General features: G+C 60.7%; 22 protein-coding genes. 5 read left to right on the forward strand and 17 right to left on the reverse strand.

The window, feature by feature from the left end; genetic code table 11:
* Window positions 1–25: 25 nt before the first annotated feature.
* From WJU23_RS17010 to WJU23_RS17025, 4 genes are all read right to left on the reverse strand, one after another.
* Window positions 26–760: a DUF1080 domain-containing protein gene (locus tag WJU23_RS17010; protein WP_346333804.1), complete on the reverse strand. Its 735-nt coding sequence runs from the start codon at window positions 758–760 to the stop codon at window positions 26–28.
* A gap of 185 nt (window positions 761–945) precedes the next feature.
* A complete protein-coding gene (locus WJU23_RS17015) occupies window positions 946–1,560 on the reverse strand; it encodes a hypothetical protein (protein WP_346333805.1) in 615 nt (204 codons plus the stop codon).
* Window positions 1,561–1,609: 49 nt separating this feature from the next.
* On the reverse strand, window positions 1,610–2,008 hold the full coding sequence (locus WJU23_RS17020; RefSeq protein WP_346333806.1) for a hypothetical protein: 399 nt from the start codon (window positions 2,006–2,008) through the stop codon (window positions 1,610–1,612).
* 126 nt (window positions 2,009–2,134) lie between these two features.
* Entirely contained in the window at window positions 2,135–4,129 is a 1,995-nt protein-coding gene (locus WJU23_RS17025; protein ID WP_346333807.1) for a DUF4838 domain-containing protein, read from the reverse strand.
* A 277-nt stretch (window positions 4,130–4,406) separates the two neighbouring features.
* Between WJU23_RS17025 and dtd the strand changes: the two genes are divergently transcribed.
* Together dtd and WJU23_RS17035 are read left to right on the forward strand one after the other, a co-directional pair.
* Window positions 4,407–4,853, forward strand: a complete 447-nt coding sequence (dtd, locus tag WJU23_RS17030) for a D-aminoacyl-tRNA deacylase (protein WP_346333808.1) — start codon at window positions 4,407–4,409, stop codon at window positions 4,851–4,853.
* A 93-nt stretch (window positions 4,854–4,946) separates the two neighbouring features.
* Entirely contained in the window at window positions 4,947–5,690 is a 744-nt protein-coding gene (locus tag WJU23_RS17035) for a hypothetical protein (RefSeq protein ID WP_346333809.1), read from the forward strand.
* 274 nt (window positions 5,691–5,964) lie between these two features.
* Here WJU23_RS17035 and WJU23_RS17040 read toward each other — a convergent pair whose 3' ends face one another.
* Window positions 5,965–6,807, reverse strand: a complete 843-nt coding sequence (locus WJU23_RS17040) for a hypothetical protein (protein WP_346333810.1) — start codon at window positions 6,805–6,807, stop codon at window positions 5,965–5,967.
* Window positions 6,808–6,987: 180 nt separating this feature from the next.
* Here WJU23_RS17040 and WJU23_RS17045 point away from each other — a divergent pair, with 180 nt between their 5' ends.
* A complete protein-coding gene (locus WJU23_RS17045; protein WP_346333811.1) occupies window positions 6,988–9,204 on the forward strand; it encodes a hypothetical protein in 2,217 nt (738 codons plus the stop codon).
* Window positions 9,205–9,240: 36 nt separating this feature from the next.
* Here the strand turns inward: WJU23_RS17045 and WJU23_RS17050 are convergent, their stop codons facing one another.
* The 8 genes from WJU23_RS17050 to WJU23_RS17085 form a co-directional block, all read right to left on the reverse strand.
* Entirely contained in the window at window positions 9,241–9,792 is a 552-nt protein-coding gene (locus WJU23_RS17050) for an N-acetylmuramoyl-L-alanine amidase (RefSeq protein ID WP_346333812.1), read from the reverse strand.
* 214 nt (window positions 9,793–10,006) lie between these two features.
* Window positions 10,007–10,483 (reverse strand): hypothetical protein, encoded by a 477-nt coding sequence (locus tag WJU23_RS17055; RefSeq protein WP_346333813.1) that lies wholly within the window; start codon window positions 10,481–10,483, stop codon window positions 10,007–10,009.
* A 56-nt stretch (window positions 10,484–10,539) separates the two neighbouring features.
* The gene (locus tag WJU23_RS17060; protein WP_346333814.1) at window positions 10,540–10,851 is read right to left on the reverse strand and encodes a hypothetical protein; all 312 of its coding nucleotides are present in this window, start codon (window positions 10,849–10,851) and stop codon (window positions 10,540–10,542) included.
* A complete protein-coding gene (locus WJU23_RS17065) occupies window positions 10,848–11,015 on the reverse strand; it encodes a hypothetical protein (RefSeq protein ID WP_346333815.1) in 168 nt (55 codons plus the stop codon). The genes WJU23_RS17060 and WJU23_RS17065 overlap by 4 nt, the downstream gene beginning before the upstream one ends.
* On the reverse strand, window positions 11,012–11,683 hold the full coding sequence (locus tag WJU23_RS17070) for a hypothetical protein (protein ID WP_346333816.1): 672 nt from the start codon (window positions 11,681–11,683) through the stop codon (window positions 11,012–11,014). Before WJU23_RS17070 ends, WJU23_RS17065 begins: the two co-directional genes overlap by 4 nt.
* A gap of 11 nt (window positions 11,684–11,694) precedes the next feature.
* Window positions 11,695–11,952 carry a hypothetical protein gene (locus WJU23_RS17075; RefSeq protein ID WP_346333817.1) on the reverse strand — a complete coding sequence of 86 codons (258 nt, stop codon included), beginning with the start codon at window positions 11,950–11,952 and terminating at the stop codon, window positions 11,695–11,697.
* A gap of 91 nt (window positions 11,953–12,043) precedes the next feature.
* The gene (locus WJU23_RS17080) at window positions 12,044–12,979 is read right to left on the reverse strand and encodes an aspartyl protease family protein (RefSeq protein ID WP_346333818.1); all 936 of its coding nucleotides are present in this window, start codon (window positions 12,977–12,979) and stop codon (window positions 12,044–12,046) included.
* A 150-nt stretch (window positions 12,980–13,129) separates the two neighbouring features.
* Window positions 13,130–13,357, reverse strand: coding sequence for a hypothetical protein (locus WJU23_RS17085; protein WP_346333819.1), 228 nt, complete (start codon window positions 13,355–13,357; stop codon window positions 13,130–13,132).
* A 341-nt stretch (window positions 13,358–13,698) separates the two neighbouring features.
* On the opposite strand from WJU23_RS17085, the gene WJU23_RS17090 reads away from it, so the two are divergent.
* Complete coding sequence (locus WJU23_RS17090) at window positions 13,699–14,181, forward strand: hypothetical protein (protein ID WP_346333820.1); 483 nt, start codon at window positions 13,699–13,701, stop codon at window positions 14,179–14,181.
* A gap of 204 nt (window positions 14,182–14,385) precedes the next feature.
* On the opposite strand, the gene WJU23_RS17095 is transcribed toward WJU23_RS17090, so the two are convergent.
* The 3 genes from WJU23_RS17095 to WJU23_RS17105 all read right to left on the reverse strand — a co-directional run bounded on the left by WJU23_RS17095 (window position 14,386) and on the right by WJU23_RS17105 (window position 17,859).
* Window positions 14,386–14,928, reverse strand: a complete 543-nt coding sequence (locus WJU23_RS17095; RefSeq protein WP_346333821.1) for a HEAT repeat domain-containing protein — start codon at window positions 14,926–14,928, stop codon at window positions 14,386–14,388.
* A gap of 199 nt (window positions 14,929–15,127) precedes the next feature.
* Window positions 15,128–16,183, reverse strand: a complete 1,056-nt coding sequence (locus WJU23_RS17100) for a hypothetical protein (RefSeq protein WP_346333822.1) — start codon at window positions 16,181–16,183, stop codon at window positions 15,128–15,130.
* 287 nt (window positions 16,184–16,470) lie between these two features.
* Window positions 16,471–17,859 (reverse strand): sulfatase, encoded by a 1,389-nt coding sequence (locus WJU23_RS17105; protein WP_346333823.1) that lies wholly within the window; start codon window positions 17,857–17,859, stop codon window positions 16,471–16,473.
* A gap of 444 nt (window positions 17,860–18,303) precedes the next feature.
* Between WJU23_RS17105 and WJU23_RS17110 the strand changes: the two genes are divergently transcribed.
* Window positions 18,304–19,887: an arylsulfatase gene (locus tag WJU23_RS17110; RefSeq protein WP_346333824.1), complete on the forward strand. Its 1,584-nt coding sequence runs from the start codon at window positions 18,304–18,306 to the stop codon at window positions 19,885–19,887.
* A 156-nt stretch (window positions 19,888–20,043) separates the two neighbouring features.
* Here WJU23_RS17110 and WJU23_RS17115 read toward each other — a convergent pair whose 3' ends face one another.
* On the reverse strand, window positions 20,044–20,808 hold the full coding sequence (locus WJU23_RS17115; protein WP_346333825.1) for an AraC family transcriptional regulator: 765 nt from the start codon (window positions 20,806–20,808) through the stop codon (window positions 20,044–20,046).
* Window positions 20,809–20,823 lie beyond the last annotated feature (15 nt).

Consider the following 20,823-nt stretch of genomic DNA (forward strand, 5'->3'; position numbering starts at 1 on the left):
AGGCAGCCAGCCGCGCAGGCAACGCCTACTTCAGCGGCACCAGGTTGAAATCTTTGAACTGGACGATCATCGGCGGGCCCTGGTGGATCTGCAGGCCCAGCAGCCCTTCCTTCGGCGCGTTGGCCACGTCCTCATCCGTCACGTCCACGGTCTGCATGCCATTGATGAAATGCTGCACATGGTTTCCCTTGGCGACGATTTTATACTCATTCCAGTCCTCGCTTTTGATCGCCGCCTGGATGGCATCGCTATCGCCCACCGTGCCTGCCTTTTCCACCACCGGCTTCGGCTTCTTGGCCCCTTCCGGAGCCGGTTTGATGATGGTTTTCTCCCCGCGCAGCGCCAGGATGCCCCGGCCCTTTTCCTCATAAAGAATGCCGCTGTACTTCGTCCCCGCTTCGAAGTCCGCCTGGTAACCGCTCAGCACCGGGCCGAAAGCGCCTGCCTCCAGCTCCTTGCTGCGATACTGCACCCCGGAATTGCCCTTCTCCAGGCGATATTTAAAGGTCAGCTCAAAGTCCCCCACCGTGCCGCCCTTCCACACCAGGAACGTGTTGTGCTTGATGATCCCCTTCGTCGGGTCCGCCGGGTCCGGCGGCGTGATGCCCGTGATGGCCCCATCCTTCACACTCCACAGGTCCATGTTCCCCTCCCAGCCCGTGAGATCTTGGCCATTGAAGACCTGGACAGGCTCAGCAGCAGAAGCAGAAACAGCGAAGGCCAGCGCGGCCAGTGCAGGAATGAGGAAACGTGTTTTCATGGTTGGGTCGGGTCGGTAACGGGCCGTTGTAACGTGTGGGAAGAGGTGTGTCTATCGGATTGAGGAGAGTCGAGGACGGTTGGGGCTGGGAGTCGCGCGGTCACCCACGCTCAGAGAGGTTTAACAAACCGGTTCCACAGTGCACTTGAAATGAAACTCAAATCTTGGTTGTGGATAGCAGCTGCTCATGGCGCTGGAACGGTAATGTCTCGGAGCTGAAGCTCTCCGCTCTGATCGAAACTGTAGTGGAAATGAAGCTCTCCCTCGAAGCCGCTCAAACCATGCTTCGAGTAGTCGAGATTCCAATCGGGGACATAGCCCCAAACGCGTTGCAAAAGGGTACCGTCCTGAGCGAAGGTGATCTCCGAGCCGGGGTTTGCCGATCTCTGAAGAACTTCCAAATTCTTGCCCTTTGGATGGGTTGTCGCGGCTGGCAGGGACAAGGGAGTGGCTCGCCGGTCTCGAATCCGGTAAATCTGTGATGAGCTCATCAGACGACCGGTGCGGAAGTTCACAATGAGTATCGCAGAGTCGGCAGACCAGACACAGTGAACGTTCTCGGTGGTGGTGCCCCACGTGCCTCCTGAAGAAGACACCTCCTCAAGCGGACCAATCCTGCGTCCTGTGGTCTGATCAATCAGGAGAACCGTGTCATCTGCCTCATCAATAAACTCGGTCTTCTGGGGAAACACCGCGACCGCAAGCTTCTTGTCAGGCGATAGACCGCCCTCCGTGACGACCCACTCACCGCCAAAGGCAAGACTGCTGAGCAGAGCTAGCGCTGTGAGGATGATTCGCATGGCTGCTGGTGCTTTTATTCGAACTCGTTTGTGGAATCAAGCCACCGCCTCAGGAGATCGCTCCCCACTCACCCTGAAAAGTTCCCTGCTTGCACTTCGGACACGTACGGGCCTCCAGCTTCTGAGTGTCCAACAGCTCGCTGCGCCGGCAGCCCGTGCACTTCATCGGGTCACGTTCCGGATCCCGCCGCGTCTGCCGTCCACAGTGCAGGCAGATGAGGCTCGACTCACAACCGCCTCGCTCGTTCCAGAAAGCCAGGTAGTCCTTTTCGTTCACCTCAAAACCACTCGTCTCCTGAAGATAAAACTCGCGGGCCGCTCCGTCACCTCCTGGATGATAAAAGAAGTGCCGCTCGCCCGATCCGTCCATCAGGTACGGATTGCCATCGCTCCAGGACTCGACCTTGAAGCCGCAGACGTTGCAGGAGAAGTCAGTGCATTCAGCCATGGAGTGTAAGGTTCGGTGAATGACTGTGTCACGAACAAGATGGACTTTGGTTCAAACATTCAAGTGACATAGTGGTAGAAATTTCCAGCGCGAACTCAATACCCAAACGCCACTTATCAGCCCCCCTCAATTCAAATCCAGGTCATTCACCTTCTTGCTGGTCTTCTTCACCTTGGCGGGGCCGTGGTCGGGGTGGAGGCCGAGGGTGCGGGGGGTGCCGGGGCGGAGGGGGCCGGCGTTGAGGGCGTAGGGGTTCGCGGCGATGACGGCGGTGATCTCCTCCCAGTTGGCTTTGACCTGGCGGGCGATGGCGGGGTCTTTCTTTTTCCAGTAGCCTGCCATGAGGCGGAGGTTTTCTGCCTGGAGGCGGGTGTAGGTGAGGCCGGCCTGGACAAAGGCGACGCGACGGGCGTGAATGGAATCCGCTGGCACGGCGGCGGCGGCGCGGGTGAGGCGGGCCTGGGAGGCGGCGAGCAGTTCCGGCGTGTAGAGGTCCTGGAGCTGGAAGACGGTGGCTTCGCCCTCCTGGGCGGTGAAGGCCATGCGGGCTTTTTCGAGCTCGTCGAAGTATTCGCGGACGGGCGCGGAGGCGGGGCCGAAGGCGCGGGTGTAGTAGTCATCCAGGAGGGCGGCGGCATCGGCCTGGGGATTCCAGACGAGCTGGGCCATGACGTAGAGCTGCGGTCCCTGGGTGGCCCAGTGCTCCCACACGCCGTCAATGAAAATGCCCACGCAGTTGGCGGCGGCCACGTCTTTGATGTCGCGGATGGTCTGCTGGGTGGACAGGTCCGGCAGGCCCTGCTGCCATCCGGCGGGGCTGCCGGTATTGGGCCGCCACATCATGGCGGGCACGATGCCGGCCCAGGCCTCGAACTGCTGGCGGTAGGTATCGCCACGGGTGGAGCCGCGATCCACCAGGCCGGTGCGGCCAAAGAAATTCGCCACGATGGACATGATGACATTGTCCGCCGGGCGGGCCTTGACGGGCGCGGGGCGGGAATGGCCATAGCTGAGCATGAGCACCCGGTAGTCCTTGCCCGGATACTTTTCCTTCAGCAGTGCGCCCAGCTTGTTGGCAAAGGTGACATCGCGGTCGCTGGTGGCGGGGCGCTCCTCGGCGTATTTTTTGAAATGGAACAGGCGCGGCTCGCCATCAGGATGATCCCAGGCGGTGCAGTTTTCACACACGCAGTGGCCGCTGGACCAGCCGTCATTGGGGGAGGCATTGAAGACGGTGAGGTGGGGATCCTGGGCGAGATCCGCCGCGACATCCTGCAGCCAGAGGTCCCACACCTTGGGATTGGTCATGCACAGCTTGGCATTGCGCGGCGTGGGGAAGCCGCTGCGGGTGCCGTCCGGCTGGAGGGCAAATATTTCCGGATGTTTTTCATGGTAGCGGTCCCACCAGTCGCCAAAGCCATGCCCGCCCTCCATGGAAAGGGAGCCGAGTTGCAGCCGCTGGCGCATCGTCCAGTCATGGGCGCGGCCATAGCCTTTGTTCCCCAGCGATGAAAAATTAAACACGCCTTCCCGCGAGCGGATCTGCGGATGGTAACGCTTCTCCATGGGCGCGATGACAATGGTCTCCCGCGCGACCACGTCCTCCCCCAGATCCCCCGGCCAAAACCAGCGCACGCCGAGCTGCTCCTGGAGAAAGGTATAGACCGCATTCAGCGTGCCATACTCCTGCTGCATGCCGGTGATCTTTCCCTCCTTCGTCACCACGTCCATCTTGGCCGGATCCCACCGGTCCCGCCCGGCGATGACCAGGTGGTTTTCATTGGCCGTGATGAGGATTTCCTCCGGATGCTGAAACTCGAAGTCCGTCTGCGGAAACAGCGTCTTCAGCACCGGTTGATAACCCACCCAGATGGCGCGCTCCGGCAAGGGCTGCGGGCTGCCATCCAGCACCGGTGGCAGCACACCGCTGATCTTTTGAACCGCCTCCGCCAGCTCCACCGCTGCCGCCCGCGTGCGTGGCGGCGCGTCCGCAAAAACAATGATCGGCGCCGGTGCGACGGTTTTGGAAACCAGCGTCAGATTTGCTGCCGCTATGCCAGGCACGATGCAGCCCACCGAAAATAGAACACCGAGAGGAAGGAACCGGAGCGCGTGTTTCATGCGCTGATATCAACGGGAGAGGATGGGCGGCCTATCAGAGAATGATGCAAGGAGGTGTGAGGAGGGTTTGCAAGGAGGATCTTCCGATTAAAATTCCGCAGCTGCCTGACCGCCGTTCCCTTGTTCGTGACCTTCACTGGCTGGGAAGATGAAGGTCCCGTACAAGGTGTGAGGCCGTCCCGGCCTCAGGTGGAGGGCAGGATGCCCACACTCCTTGGCGCCGCCAGATTCCCTTGCATGCCGGGCAGCGCAGTTCACAAATGGCGTTGATCTTTCCATGCGCGCGCTGATTCAACGTTCCAGGCAGGCCTCCGTGACCATCGCGGGGGAGGTGGTGGCCACGATTTCACACGGTCTGGTGGTGCTGCTGGGCGTGGAGCAGGAGGACACGGCGGAGGATGCGGAATGGCTGGCGGGAAAGATCGCCCAGATGCGCATCTTTGGCGATGCGGAGGGCAAGATGAACCTCAGTGTGAAGGACGTGGGCGGCGCGGTGCTGGTGGTGAGCCAGTTCACACTTCATTCGAGCACGAAAAAAGGCAACCGGCCCGGCTTTACGAAAGCGGCGCGGCCGGAGGTGGCCATCCCGCTGTATGAGCAGTTCCTTACCCTCATGCGGCAGGAGGTGCCGGTGCAGTGCGGCGTCTTCGGCGCGGACATGCAGGTGGCCCTCATCAATGACGGGCCGGTCACCATCTGGATGGATTCCAGGGCCAAGGAATAACCGAAAGTGAATAATAAAATCAAATTCGTCTTGCGCCGGAGGGGGTTAGGCTGAATTTCATCCCTTCCCCCCAACGATATTTTATCCTTCTCTATGCGACGCCGCTCCAATCCCCTTTCCGAACGCAACATCAAACGCATCGACACCCGTAACGATGCCTCCAAACAGACGCATGGTTTCCAGGTCTGCATCTCCCGCAACGGCTCCCTGCACACGAAGCACTTTTCCGACAGCCTGTATGGCGGCACCAAGGGCGCACTGAAAAAAGCCCGCGAATACCGCGACCAGCTCCTGGGCGAGATGCCGGAGATCGAAGCGAGCCGCATCGCCCACACGACGAATGCCAAAAACAAGAGCGGCCACGTAGGCATCTCCTACCGCAAATACAAGACCGCCAAGAACAAGGTCACGCGCCTCATCGCCGTGTCCGTCCGTGCGGAAAAGGGCAAGACCGTCTCCAAAGTGTATCGTTATACGAAGGAAACCCACGACGAAGTGCTGGCCGAGGCCATCGCCTTCCGTGAGGAGCTGCTGAATCAGCGCCTGTCCCGCGAAGGCGGCATCACCGGCATCATGAAGGCCAAGGCCCCGAAAGCCTCCAAAAAAGCCGCCCCCGTGAAAGCCGCCCCTGCCAAGAAAGCCGCTGCGAAAAAGGCTGCTCCTGCCAAAAAAGCAGCCCCGGCGAAGAAAGCCGCTCCCGCCAAAAAGGCCGCCCCGGTGAAGAAGGTGGCAGCGAAGAAAGCCGCCCCTGCTAAAAAGGCCGCCCCCGTGGCCAAGAAAGCTGCCCCGGCGGCCAAGAAGGCCGCTAAAAAAGCCGCCAAGAAGGCCAAGCGCTAATCCGCCGCAGCCGGTCTTTTGATCCACGAACGGGATGATGCCTCCGGGTGTCATCCCGTTTTTTTGGCGGGTTCAGAATTGTTAATGCTGCAAAACACCCTCTTCAGCAGCCACCTACAGGCGTCAGGAAAGAACTCCAAGCTCCGTCTGCCACAGTCGCTCAATTGGGCTCCAGCTGAGATCCCTGCCCGTCATGGAACTCCGAACTCAGTTCTCTCCTGGAGCCCGCAGGGCTGCCCTTCGGAATAACAGGAAGCTTGACATGAAGGGTGCATTATCCTTCCCACAGGCCTAGCGCCATCAGAGCCATGAGGCGCGCCTCCCGGCTTTCAAATTTAAAATGAGCATCAATCACGTAAGCAGCCTCGTCCGTATCGAAAAGCACATTGCCTTCGTGAATGTCCGTTACAGTCAGGTCGCCCGCTTCGCCACCATCCACCTTGAATTGATTGCTTCCTGAATCCCTGAGTCCCTTATCCTCCAACACCTTTACCAAGGCATCTTTTTGGATATGCCTGCCATCAATGAACGGCTGCGAAATGACAATGAACCAAGTCTCCTCTTCTTCGTAAAAACCTTCGAGATGAACATCGTCTCCAAACACAAAATTGGAGAGAAGATGATCCGTCAGATAGTCAAACAATGAGTCTGTCGGTTTATAAAATATATCCCCTGTGTGCGGATTAAAATCTCGAGGGTCGTAAGACTTCAGGACGAGACCTCGATCAATGAGCACTCCCACCCGATGCTCCATGCCGCTGTCGAGAAAGTTTTTCTCAATAAGGCCCGTCACGCCTTTGGCATCCAGAATTAGCCCTGTGTTCCTGGCGAACTCGCCGATTGCGCGAATTTCTTGCTCTCGCGGATCTCCAGAATCACCTGCATGGTTGGTTTGCGGCGAACCAAGTAATGAAGCCGCCGCGCTTCTGAGAAGCCCTTTCGGACCTCCGAAAGAGGCATGAGCGGCATAGATTCTGTCTTTTCCTGCGGCATAGAGCGGTTCCAGTTCTGGAATAAGAAAGTCGATTTCAGGCGTTGTTTCAAGGGAAAAGGGTGTCCTTGAGATCAGGTGGACCTCAGCTTCAACGGCTTCGATTTGAGAAGTATGTTCGCTCAAGCCAGAACTATCCTTCAAAAAGCGTTCAATGTCCGGGAAACTTGAACTTGAGCGAAAGTTTAATCCACGCCCCCTTGAGCAATGACCGGATAAGCCATGCCGGGGTGCATATGATGGCACCATTGCTGCCGTCACTCTTCCCTTTTGTCCTGCCTGATTTGCGTTAGGATGGACCGGCTTATGAGCCATTCCAGTACCGCTTCTGATCCCGCCACCATCATCGAAGCCCTGGCGGCCACCGGCACCGGCCGTCCTGCCGGGATGGTGGACTGGATGCACTATGGCTTTGCCCTTCGTTATGGGGAGGCCGGGCGGGGCGGTGAAGGGGCGGCGGAGCTCTGGCAGCTCGAAGAAGGTGCCGATGCGCTCACTCCCGCTCATCTGGCTGAAATCCTGCCCCTTTACGAGGCGCGGGCCTGGACCGCCGGGGCGCTGGGTCTGCGCCGCCTGCCGGACCTGCTGGGAGATGCCCTCACACCCGCCGCGCGCGGCTGCTATCTGGCGGGCCTGTCCGGCCGCCTGCAGAGCGGAGAGGGGATGTTCCCGGCGGAGCCTCATCCCTGCCTGCCGGAGGAGATCCTCCCCGCCTTGCAAGCGGCTGACCTGGATGCGCGGTGTGCCGCTGAAATAGGCGCCAATGCCATCCGCACGGACTGCACGGAGCTCCTGCTGGCGGTGCTGGACCATCCGCAGTTTCACGCAGACGGCTCGGTGCTGCGGGTCTGCGGTTTTCCGGACCAGGAGCGCTTCTCCAGGCAGATTTCCCAGCTTGCCACCCGCGTGCTGGATGTGCTGCTGGAGGCGGCCGTGCGCTGCCGCAGGCCTGCGGCAATGCGCGTCCTGCTGGAGCGTGGTGCCTGCCCGGACCTGCCCTGCTGGAACCTGGAGCGGAGCTACAATGAGTGGTTCAGCCTGCTGTCCTTCGCCGTCCATGAGCTGGGACAGGACAGCTCCCGGAGCCAGGGCCGGGAGATGACGGATCTGCTGCTCCAGCACGGTGCCAGCCCGCAGGGACTGGAATGTGAGGGCCTGAACAATCCCCTCATGCACGCCATGCGGTCCGGGCAATGGGAAGTGGCGGACAGGCTGCTGGAACTGGGCGCCCGCTTTGAAGGCGGCAGCTACTCAAAGCCCGATGATTGTAAAATCAACGGGCCGTTGATTCCGGGCGGGCATCCGCTCATCGGCTACCCGAAGAAGGATCTGGACTGGGTGGAGCGGGCCATCCGCCCGTTGCTGCCTTTGGCGGACTTGTGGCAGGTGCCGTTGTACTATAAAGGCAATGGCCAGGGCGGCCAGTCGGCCACCTTTTTACACTATGTGCTGGATGACACCCGGCTGCCGCTTTTGAAAAAGTATGAGGCGCTCGGCCTGTCCACCTGTCTGACTCCGGCCTTGTTCATAGACATCGTCAGGGGCGGACATTACCAGGCCTTGCTTTATCTCCTGCGGGACCATCCCCACCTGCCACGCCTTGTGTTTCGCATCCGCAGACGGCAGCCGGACTTCGGCACTTCCCAGCGCCAGCTTTGGCTGTGCCAGCCGGAGCCAGACGGGAAGAACGACATCCCGGACTTCCAGCCTGGGGACCAGACGCCGCTGCAACTGCCGGATGGCAGCCGCATCTATGCGCATCTGGCCTGCATCGCCCCGCCGCATCATCACCATGGCCCCGTCACAGGAGGCTGCTTTTGGCTGGAAAAAATCCAGGCCGTGCACCGCCGGCGTGGCAACTGCATCCTCACCCGCCAGGTGCGGCGCATGTGGAGGATGGAACCGGTGCCGGCCAATGAATACCAGGTCAAGAATCTGATCCCGCTGGTCAAGGAGGTGGATGGCCGCTTCATCTGGCTGGGGATTGATCTGAACTCCCTGTCCTATGGACTGAAGGTCCCGCCGGAATGGAAGCCTGTCATTCAGGCATGGGCGAATGGCGCGCCCGGCCAGCACCTGGTCCAGGCTTTCATCGAGCGAGGCAGACAGCAGCGGGAGTCAAATATTGAGCTGCCACTGCCCGTCCTCGACGAGGAGGAACTGAGCGCTTATCCCAGCGAGTTCTGGCCCTATCTCTGCCTCATGGATGACGGGACCATCGGGGTCACTGAAAAAAGCAGCCGGCAAAATCCAGACATGCTGGACCTTTACTGCGTGTGGGAATGGCAAAACAAACCGGACAGGGATTTTGTGCCGGATCCGCGTTTGCGGGAGTGGCCCTGGTGGGCGCATGTGCCCGTCAGGCTGCGCCCTTACTTTTACTTTGATGAACTGCTGGGCGTGCCGTCCGTGACCTATCAGGCCCGCAACGCCTATGAAAAGCAGATGATCCACCTGGCCGTGCAGTGGAAGAATGCGCGGATGGTGGAATCCCTCACGCAGGCAGGAATCATCTCCTCCTAAAGACGAAAAAGGCCAGGAGCACCAAGCACCGGAAGCTCACGCGAGCAGCACCTCAGCCAGGGCCGCGCAGGCCTTGCGGCGCAGGGCGGGGTCCAGCATCTTGGTGCGGTCGCCATCGTGGTCAATGAAGCCCAGCTCAATGAGGAAGCAGGGCTGGAAGGCCATGATGGCCAGCGTCCGGTGCTGGCTGGCGGCCTCCGTCTTGATGCCCCGGTCCCGCGTGCCGAGGGCGGCGCGCACGGCCTCATTCAGGCGGGTGGCCATGGGGGCATGTTCCTTGCCGCGAAAGAACGTCTCGGTGCCGTGGGCCTGCCCGGTGGCCGCATTGCAGTGCAGGCTGATCATGATGTCCCCACCATAGCGGCGGGCGATGGCGGCGCGCTGGCCCACCGGGGCCGGGTCCCTGCCATCCACACGGGTGCGGACCACTTTGTGCCCGGCGGCCAGCAGCAGCCCCCGCAGTTCATTGGCCCAGTCCAGGGCGATTCCCGCCTCGGTCTCCCCGGCTGCACAGGCACCCGGGTCATAGACCTTGGCGCGTTTATTGGCCATGCCGTGGCCGGGATCCAGGATAATCGTTTTCATCATTTGAAAAGGCCGTCTTTCCGGCTGTCACCCATTTTGCGGACCGCAGAGTTTGCAGCTATGAAGGCCCGACACTGCCCCCGCAAATTCACGTCAGCGGCCCTGTCCTCAGGCTCAAAAAAAGAATCTTTTTACCCGTCATCTTTTTACCAACCTTTGGTTAATCTGTGCCCTCTGTGTCATCTGTGGTTATCCCACCGAAGCGACACTCCCGTTCTCACATCCCCAGCAAAGACAGCCCCAGGGAAAGCCAGGACGTTTCCTGAGCAGGCGCGGGCTGGATTTCGGCCACGCCCTTGGCCCCGGTCACAGGCACCGGCCGTTTGTACTGGTCCAGATAGGTGGCTCCCGCCTCCACCCCGACTGCGCGCCACTGGCCCGCATCCAGGGCCGCAAAGGTGCGGGTGCCGTCCGGGCGGGTGGCGCAGCTCACACAGCCCAGGCACAGGCCCGCCAGCAGCACCACCGGCAGAGGCTTCGGCAGCTTGAAGCTGCGGTTCACCTGGCCGTCATCCCACCAGTCCAGGAACACGTAGATGGCATTCTTCAGCGCCAGGATGACGATCAGCCCCAACGGCACATACTTCAGCAGGCCCTCCGGCAGCACCGCGATCTCCGGGGTGGAAAGCGCGCCGGCCAGCCCCGTGAGGCACAGCAGGATGAGTGTCAGGATTTCAACGAGTGTAATTTTCATGATTATGTTTTTTGATGTTATTCAGTGTTTTATGATGCGCATGGACGCGAAAGGAATCATCGGGCCGCGCGATGGGCGTCCGCCGCATCGCGCCGCAGTTCGTCAATGGAATGGCCCAGGCGGGAAAGCGTGAGTGTCATCTCCGCATCCACCCGCGCCCTTTGTTCCAGGATGCTCATGAGCTGGCGCGTTTGCGTGGCATGGTCATCATACACCCGCATGAGCGCCCAGGAGCAGGCCGCCGCCAGCAGGATGCCGGAGCCAAAACGCCCCAGCGCCCAGATGACCAGCCCCCGCCACTCCTTCGGCACCTCCACGCTGGCAGGCGTGTCCTGCTGGGCGATGTGATGGATCTGCGCCGTGCTCATGCCTCCGCCCCTCCCAGCAGCACCTCTCTCCAGACAGACGTCTGGTTAGGCCGGAAGTACAGCTTCCCGGTCGTCGTGTTAAACCAGAAGTAAGGCCCCTTGCATGGGCACTCAGGATTCGGAGCCTGGTCAGACTCCCGGCAGCGTGTGTGTGAAATATTCATGGATAGTTATTGAGATAAACGGTTCCATCAACGATGGCCAAGTTGACATAAATGTTGTTTTCCGGGACGAGGTTGATGACAGGAACTGACACGCCTTGACGAAGCGCCACAGTCCCTGACTCAGTTGCATCCGTTCCACCTTGAAGCGTGGACTGAACCTCAAACGGACCAACCAGAAGGCAATATCCCGCCGTTCCATAAAAGCCCTCGCCGTCATCGGAACCTTCGAACAAAATGGTGTGGATGACCAACCCGGTTGACCCATAGATGGTTAGTTCACCACCATTAGGTTGTTCGCTGAAACCAGAGTTTACAACGCTGTCAATACGGACATCCCCGGACACATAGAGTGTGGTGTTGTATCCATAGTTTGCGATGTTGCCCAGCTCTGTTCGATGCCCTTGTATGGAGAGAACGATGTTCGAGTTCAGCCCCGCAAATGTAGCACCGCCAAAGCTTCCTGCCCCAAAGTCAAGGTTTTGAAACCCCTCATCAACCGCCTTCTGAAATGTCAGAAACGGCTTCCCCGGACTCCCATCCCCCGTCGTGTCATTCCCATCCGTGCGGATGTAAGCCACATTCGGGTCTGAAATGGCGCTGCCGCCACTCCCTGCACCACCACCGCCGCCGTTGCCGCCGGCACCAAAAGCATTGTGAAAAAGATTCATAACCCAATGTGTTACCGGACCACCACATGCACCCCTGCCGCACCTGCGGCAGCCTTGATCTGTACCTCGCCGGACGTGGCGCAGAGGTTCAGCCCCACGCTCTGTCCGTCCGCCAGCGTGATCTCACGCCCCGCCGCCGTCTGGGATGCGTAGCGCACCTGCAAGACCGCCCCCGTGCCATTGAGCACCGAGACCTGCTCCCCCCGATGCGCCGCCAGCGCCACCCACCCCGTGGTCACCGCCTGTGTGAAGATTGAAGATTGTTTCATCTCCAATCTAGGCGGATCACTTCCCGCCATGTCAAACGGAGATCACGAAAAATCAGCAGAAAAACTGTTTCCGGATGTTTGCCACCCTGGCCTAACGCTCAGGCCACGGCCCCTGCTCACCCACCTTCAGTGTGATATGATTGAAGATGAAAGACGGTGCCGTAAAGACCGCCTTCTGGGCATCCCAGTCCAGCGCCATGCAGGTGTTCTTCAAGACAGAAAGCCCCACCGTGCTCTGCACTGCGCCAGCGTTCGTGAGCACCGGCGCATTCTCCAGACTCATGTTCCCCACGGTCAGCACCGCCGCCGCGCGCGCCTTTTTCCGGGCAGGTGCGGGGCCCAGAGCGGAGCCGCTTTCCTCATCCACCGCCACCTCTTCTTCCGCCTGCCGGGAAAGCCGCTCCCAGTCCGCCGCACTCAAATGAAAAAAGCCATTCATGCCCGTATCCAGAACCGCCTGGAAAGCGCCTGCATCCGCCACCGTCACCTCCAGTGAAGACAGCCCATCCCCTGGGCGCAGCGGCAGCCGGCGGCAGTTCCATCCGAAAGGCAGGTTTCTCAGCAGCCGCATCTCCTTGGCAAGGAAATCCAGCTCCACAATGCGGCCCTTAAAAAAGGTCAGACCCAGGATGAAATCCGCCCGCAGGCGCTGCTTCATGCCCGGAAGCACCATCGCCTCCTGCTCAGGCACCTGCCAGAGCTTCCCCTCATGCCCCGTCATGGAAAACGCCGGCACACGGGCCACCTCGCACACCTGTTTCTCTCCGTAAAAATCGCGCAGATAAACCGTCTGCCCCGTCCGTGGCAGCCCCAGCTTCTGGGCGTACTCCGCATCCACCACGGCGATCTCCGCGCCCGTATCCAGGAGCACCGGCCCCAGGCTGGACTGCACATAGACATGGTCGCGCTCGATCGTGAGCGGCACGATGACCTGCGGCCGCCCCGTGGCAAAATGCCGCCCGGCAGCCAGACAGCCCAAAGCCGCCACCGCCCCAAGGACCGCCCAACGCTTCCATCCAATTTTCATATTCGACCCCCATCCTCCGCCCCCCTGTCCAAACGTCAAGCCAGGCCCGCCACACCGCCCTTCATTGACGGCAACGGAGAGTCTAACCTACAGTGCCGCAAATCCCGCACGCTGGATCGCCGCCTCTCCATGAGCCTTGAATCTTCACCCTCACTCAGACGGCTCCGCCTTGGCCTTCGGGTTCTTTTTCCGCTTCCGCACCCGGCGTTTCGCGGGAGCCTTCGGCACGCTGGGGGCAGCGGCTGACGTTGGGTTTGAGCCGCCCGCCCGCCTCCCCTTGCCCCCGCTTTCCCGGATGGCCAGCCAGGCGGCCAGGAAGCCCAGGGCCACGCAGCAGCCCATGAAAAGCAAGGCCTCCCCGAGCAAGGTCGGGGGCATCACGTCAAACTTCCTTTGATAGCCGCCACCATACTTCGCCTGGGCAACAAAGAACCCCAGGCGGCTGCCTGCGGTGGATAAAAGATGGGTGGCGAGCGTTTCTATGGGACGTGGTGTGGTGTAGGGTTGGAGGTGGAGACCGAAAACTGAAAACTGCAGACTGAAAACTAGAGCTTCGTCACTCCTGGCATCCTTTGGGTGGCCGGGCGATTACAAAAAAGCCCGATGTTACGCAGCCTGAGAGGTCTTGGAGGACGGGACCTGACAAGTTACGCCCCTTTGCACGTCCATCCTCGCACATTCACTGGAACATGCCGCCCCGCAGGAACGTTCCCCCTGTCATGCACTGCATCCCCCGCCCTGCCCTTCACCGCCTCCGTGTTCTGCTCCTCAGCGCAGCCGCCGCCATCACCGCCCTCATCCAGCCAGTGGCCGCTCAGAACGCGGCACCAGCACCAGCACCAGCACCAGCGGCGGAGGCAGCCGCCGCACCACGGCCTAACTACACGTATTACGCCGAGTTCCTGCGCGTCGTGGATGCCAATACGGTGGCGCTGGACATTGACCTCGGCTTCGGCATCTGGCTGCGCAATCAGAGCCTGGACCTCCAGGGCATCCCGGAGCCCGCCCCCCTGGCTACGGAAACCGCCGAACAAAAAGCATCGCGACTGAAACAGTCCACCCGCCTGCGCGATCTCCTGACCGGCCGCACCGAGCTCATCCTCACCACCACCCGCGATAAAACCACCAGCCCGCCCCGCTACCTGGCCACCCTCCGCGCCGATGGTGTGAATGTGAACGAGGCGGTGGCGAAGGGGGAGTAGGGCGCGGTGCTGTCAAGGCAGGTCAAGGCGTGTCAAGGCAAGGCATCGAAAGAACAAATCGGTCAATTGTCACACCCTGTCCCCGTTTCTCCGAACCGTCAGGAATCGCTGCCTGACCGTGTTTTCTTTTTTGCCCCAGGAGGTGCCTGAAGCTGCCATCATTTACCCCATTTTGAGCCATGCGAACGTGTATGGATCACCCTCCTACTTGTTCAGCGCTTTTTTCAGCAGCTCGGGCCGGCGGGTTTTGATGCCGATGAGGGAGGCGGGCGGCAGTTCCAGATAGTCGGCGGCTTCGGTCAGGGCCACGGTTTCCTGGGGTGTGACGGCCAGCCGGGCGGCGGACCTCAGCAGGGGGGCGGCGGCGGAATCGCCCATGTTCACCATGCCCTCCAGGGCGGCCTGGCGCACCTCCGGATCGGCATGCAGCAGGTAGGGCTGGATCTTGGGCAGCTCCTGAGGATCATAGGTCACGGTGGCGTCCTCGATGGCTTCCAGGATCTGCTCTTTTTCCTCCAGCAGCGGGCCGGAGATGCCCGGTGCGGTGGTGGTGGACGGAGCCGTGGCGGAGGCGGATGAGGCGGAGACAGTGCCTGACGGCAACGAGGAGGCGGCAGCGGAGGCGGGCGTCTTTTCCGGCGCGGGCGCAGGGCCTGCATCCGGGCCGCCGGCCAGGTACACACCGCCGATGATGACCAGGGCGGTGGCGGCCAGGAAGGGCAGGATCAGTTTGGGGGGAAAGTTCATTCGGTTGGATTGTCAGTTCGTCTGTCTGCGGGAGGTGGTGTCGTGGTGGCGGAGGAGGGCGACACCATGCCTCCCCGATGCCCTTCCTCCCCTCACCAAAGAAAAAGGCCACCTGCCAGGATGCGGCAGATGGCCTTTTTTTAAACAGCATTTCTGCCAGGGTCAAGGAGCGGGCTCAATGGCTGGCTGCGGAGGCAGCTTAGGATTCAGTCTCGCCGCCAAAATCGGGCATTGGCGGCAGGTCGCTCATGTCAGCCAGCGGCTTGCCAGCGGCCATGGTGACGGAGCCTTCGATGAGGGAGATGCCCTGCAGGTAAGTCTCCATTTCATCCACTTCGCCGCTCTCCTGGTCCTCGGCGGAGACAAAGATGTCAATGTTCGCACCCAGGCTCACGTCCACCTTGGTGGCGCCTGGCAGGAAGATTGGCTCCTTTTCCGGGCCAAAGGTGCCCACCTTCTCCGTGCCGGTGGCCACACCCACGCCGAGGTAGGCGTCCACATCAATGTCCTGATACTCAACATCCGCTGGGGTGACGCCGACCAAGCCGCCGCCCAGAAGCCCGCCGAACAGGCCGCCCAGGACGTCTGACTGGGTCGCGGAAATCATCAGCAGGCCGATGCGCTTGAACTTCGAAGCATAGCTATAGACAAAAGGCGCGGCCTCGTCGCCCTCGGCCACCGGCGTCACCATCTTCTCAGAGGTGGTGTCCTTCAGCAGGGCCATGGACATGAAGACGAAGTAAGGAGTCACGTTGACGGTCTCCCCGCCCTTTTTGACCAGGTAAAAACCCAGGTCCTCACCCACGACTTTGTTGCCCAGAAACACTTCCTGTTCTTCCTCTTCGACCGGCACGGACATCACCGGCTCTAGCGCCGTGCCGCAGGCGCGCACCAGGGACCAGCCCTTGATGCTGTCAATCACCTCCAGGGCCACCATGTCATCCAGGAAGTTCTTGATCGTGTACTTCCGGGTCACGGTCTTGGACTCAAACTCCGCCACGTCGGCCACCTTGGCGCCGCCCTTGCTGAGCTCATACTCATTGGTGAAGGCCGGGCCTGCACCCTCTGTGCCCTTTTTCAGAGGCTTGCCGTTCACGTCCTTGGCGACGGTGCCCTCAACGACCTTCGTGACCGTGATATTGAAAGAGACCTTGGAAAGTGTGCCCGGAAGCGATGCCGGGACACCCAGGCTCTGGGAGACTGGTGAGAGAAGGGCAGCGGTCAAAAGAGAGCTGACGAGGAGCGTATTTTTCATAGTGAATTCAATGACTCAGACAGCGAATGGCGCTGCCTGCAATTCCGCAGCTACTATAAAAAAACCGCCCACGTCAAAAAAATCATGGTTGCCAAGAAAAAATCTCCCCCCTCCCGAGGAGAGGGAGGCGGAGGGTTCGCCGGTATCCCTCCTGCCCCCAGGGCAAAGGCGGGCAGTGCCTGTTTCCATCCAGCCCGGCAGCAGGCTCAGGAAAGGCAGACGGCAATGCATCCACTGACCCGTTTTTCCGGGAAAAAACGAGAAGATGAGGGTGAGGGTGCATTGCTTTACTTCGAGGTGAATGGTGGCAGCGTTTGAAGCCGCGCGGTCAGTTCGGCGATGGTTCCGCCATGCTGTGCGGAAACATCACGCAGCTCTTCGGGGTCGGCGGCGTGGTCAAAGAGTTCGGTCCGGCCATCGCTCCAGCGCGTGAAGCGCCAGCGGGCGGTGCGGACGCTTTGGGCGTGGAGATTTGGATTGCGGACGAGCAGGGTGAAGGCGGCGTCTTTGATGCTGGCTGCGGGATCGGCCAAAACAGGTCGCAAACTGGCCCCTGCACCGGCATGGGGCATTTTCAGGCCGCAAAAGTCGGCGACCGTGGGATACACATCCACGAACTCGGCGAACGAATGCGTCGTCCGGCCACCCTTCATGCCCGGAGCGGCGATGATGAGTGGCGCACGGCAGCTGCGCTCAAACAGCGTGTTTTTATTCCACCACTGCCGCTCGCCCGTGTGATAGCCGTGATCACCGACGAAGACGATGACCGTCTTGTCCCAGAGCTGCTTTTTATCGAGGGCATCAAGCACGCGGCCGAGCTGAGCATCCATGAAGCTGGTGCATGCGCAGTAGGCGCGGAAGAGCTCACGCCACTCCTGCGCGGTGAATTTTCCAAAGGCCTTGGCGTAGTCGCCAGAGCTCACGTGTTCTTTGCGCACGGGCGTCATGTCTGCGGGATCAGTCCAGGGTTTCAATGAGTCCGGCGGGTACATGTCAAAGTATTTCTTGGGTGCAATGAAGGGATCATGAGGCTTCATAAATCCACAGCCGATAAACCATGGCGTATCGCCAGCCTTCTGGATCATCGCCACCGTGGCCGCAGCAATCTGACCGTCCGGCTGATCGTCATCCGTTCCGTCCGCCGCCCCCCAGTGGCACCATTTCAGCGCACCCGCAGTCACGTCACGGCCTTCAAGCATCTTGCGGCCTGTCTTCGTTGCTTCAAAAGCCTGCGCGGTATGCCATGAGCGGCCTGCGTCCATCCACTGCTGCCTCGCCTCCACATCCCGGCCGCCGCCGAGATGGTAGAGTTTTCCAAATGCATGGGCTTGCCATCCGGCTTCTTTAAAAAGCTGCGGCAGGGTGATGACATCCGGCATCCTCTGCCGCAAAGGAACGTCATTGCCCACGATGCCCGTCTGCTCCGCCCGCAGTCCGGTCATCATGCTGCAGCGGCTCGGATTGCAGACCGGATACTGCACATAAGCCCGCTCAAACGTCGTGCCGCGGGCACGCAACCGGTCGAGGTTCGGCGTCTTCACGACGTCCTTCGTGAACGCCCCGCCAAAGTCCCGAAAATCATCCGCCATGATGAGCAGGACGTTGGGCCTGGCCTGAGCGAGGGCGGCCAGGGGTGCCAAGAGCAGTGCGATCAAAAGAAGGCGCGAGGGTTTCATGAGGGTGGTGTCTTGGGTCTTTGGGCAACTTTGCATTACCTGCCGCCTTTGCCTGCTTCTTCGGGTGTGCCGGGTTTCCAGTTGCGGACGATTTCAATGGGGCAAGCAGGGAAACCTGCACCTCATCAAGGAAGTGCCTGGAGGCTGGGTCATGATTGGGATCTCAAGTGGAAGCATGTCGGGGCAGGCTGCATGAACGTCACAAACACCCGTCACATTCGTCAAAAAGTTGCCACCTGGGGTCCGTGTGCGACTTTTGACAAAATGGCAGACGGCGTGAGAAAGACGAATGCCTCCGTCCCATGGCAAGGCATCGGAAGATTAAATCTGTCCATTGTCGCACCCTGATTACGTTTCCTGTTTGTCTGATTTCCTCCTTGTCTGCGTTCTCTTGGCGCTACGACCCTGTTTCCGTTGATCAAGGCACCTTCACCACACCTCTGCATGAAACGTCCTTTCTCTTTCCTCATCGCCCTTTTTCTTACACCGCTGGCCACTCTGCACGCCGCCGATTCACCCAAACCCAACATCGTGATCCTCTACGCCGACGACCTCGGTTACGGTGATGTGCAGTGCTACACCCCGGAGCGCGGCAAGATCCCCACGCCGCACATCGACAAGCTCGCCGCGCAGGGGATGCGCTTCACGGACGGGCATTCCTCCTCCGGCGTTTGCTCGCCCTCACGCTACACCCTGCTCACCGGGCGCTATCACTGGCGCACGCGTCTGCAGGCGAGCATCGTGCCTTTGTGGGGAGCCCCGCTCATCGCGCCGGATCGCGTCACGATTGGAACCCTGGCAAAACAACAAGGCTACCACACCGCCTGCATCGGCAAGTGGCACCTCGGCTGGGATTGGCCTATCCCGGCGGACCGCGCCGCCCTCTTCAAGGAAAAGCCCAAGGGAGCGGCCACCGCCACCGAGGCCCATCGTGCGGTCTGGCGCGACGTCTTTTCCCAACCCATCGGCGGAGGCCCGACGACGCGCGGCTTTGATTCCTATTTCGGGACCGACGTGCCCAACCATCCGCCTTTCTGTTTCATCGAGAACAATCGCACCGCCGGCATTCCATCTGATTTTCTCAACGCCGAACTTCTCAAGAACAATCAGGCCAGCCTCCAGGGGCCGGCATTGCAAGACTGGACCCTCGAACCCATCCTGCCCGCGCTCGGTGACCGTGCCGCAGCCTTCATCACCGACTCTGCGAAGAAGCCAGAGCCCTTCCTGCTTTACCTGCCGCTGACCTCGCCTCACACGCCGCTCTCGGTGAATGAGGAGTGGAAAGGCAAAAGCGGGCTCAATCTCTACGCCGACTTTGTCATGGAGACGGATGCCCTCGTGGGCCGCGTGCTGGATGCGCTGGAGAAAAGCGGCGCGGCGGAGGACACGATGGTCATTTTCACCGCTGACAACGGCTGCGCACCCTACATCGGCATTTCGGATCTGGAGAAGATGGGTCATTACCCAAGCGGCCCCCTGCGCGGTTCCAAGGCCGACGCCTGGGAAGGAGGGCATCGTGTGCCCTTCATCGTGCGCTGGCCTGGAAAGGTGAAGCCAGGCAGCACCTGCGATCAGCTCGTGCAGCAGGCCGACCTCATCGCCACCTTCGCCGAGGTCTTCGAAACCCAACTCCCGGACAACGTCGGCGAAGACAGTTTCAGCCTGCTGCCACTGCTCAAAGGGGACGACAGGCCCGTTCGCGAAACCGCCGTGAGCTGCTCCATCGGCGGAGTGCCCTCGGTGCGGCAGGGCAGGTGGAAATACATCGCCGCGCCCGGCTCCGGCGGCTGGGGCAAGGGCGGCGACCAATCGCAGCCCGTGCAACTTTACGACCTCGCCAACGATATCGGCGAAACGAAGAACCTCGCCGACGCCATGCCGGAAAAAGTCACCGAAATGAAAGCGCTGCTGGAAAAACTCATCACCCAAGGCCGCAGCACCCCGGGCGCAGCGCAGAAGAACGACGTCAAAGTCAAACGCCACCCCGCCACACCCGTCAAACCCGCTACGAAAAAGAAAACCCCATGAAATACCTCCTTCTCTCTCTGCTCACCCTCGTTCCGTTTGCCTCCGCCGGTAAAATGCGCCGGTAAAATGGGGTCAGGCAGGAATGGCACTGAATTAAGGAGGGTTTAGGATGGAAACGATGTGCCCGGTCTCCTCAAAAGCAATTTCCAGCAGGCATCACCCGCGAAACTGACGCTGATACTTGAGCGGCGTGATGCCCATGTGGCGGCGGAACTGGGCGGTGAAGGCGCTTTGATCGTAGAAGCCGAGGGAGAAGGCGACATCGGCGATCTGGGCACCGGCTTCGCGCAGGGCGTCGCACGCGGCCTGAATGCGGGTCTTGATGAGGTAGTTCTGGGGCGTGACGCCGAAGCAGTCTTTGAATTTGCGGTCGAACTGGCGCTGGGACAGGCCCACGCTGCGGGCGACTTCTTCCATGAGCCAGCGGTTGCCGGGCTCGCGGCGAAAGGCGTTGGCGGCTTTGGCGATGGAGGCATCGGCGGCGGCGACATTGTTTTGGATGTCGTAGCGCTGGATGGCACCCATCAGCCCGATGACTTTTCCGCCCTTGTCGAAGAGCGGCAGCTTCTGCGTGATAAACCAGTCCGGGATGCCCTGCTGATTGAGGAAGAGTTCGACAATGCCAAGAAGGGGCTCGCCGGTGGAAAGGACCTTTTCGTCATCGGCGCGGAAGTTGAGGGCGAGCGGGCGCGGGAAAAGGTCGAAGTCGGTCTTGCCCAGGACCTCGGCTTCATCGGTGAATCCGAAGCGGCGGTAAAATTGAGGGTTGCCGTAGATCAGCTGGAATGAGCGGTTCTTGGCGAAAAAAGACACGCCCGAAATGTGATCGAACATCCTGGCCAACTGGGTGGCATCGGCGAGATCGCCGAGAAACTGCGAGCGCAGTCCGGCGGCAGGAGTGTTGGGCGGGAGGTCGCTCATTGGAGGGAGGATGGC

Origin of the sequence: Prosthecobacter sp. SYSU 5D2 (genome assembly GCF_039655865.1) — a bacterium.
In the GTDB taxonomy this organism is placed as follows: Bacteria; Verrucomicrobiota; Verrucomicrobiia; order Verrucomicrobiales; family Verrucomicrobiaceae; genus Prosthecobacter.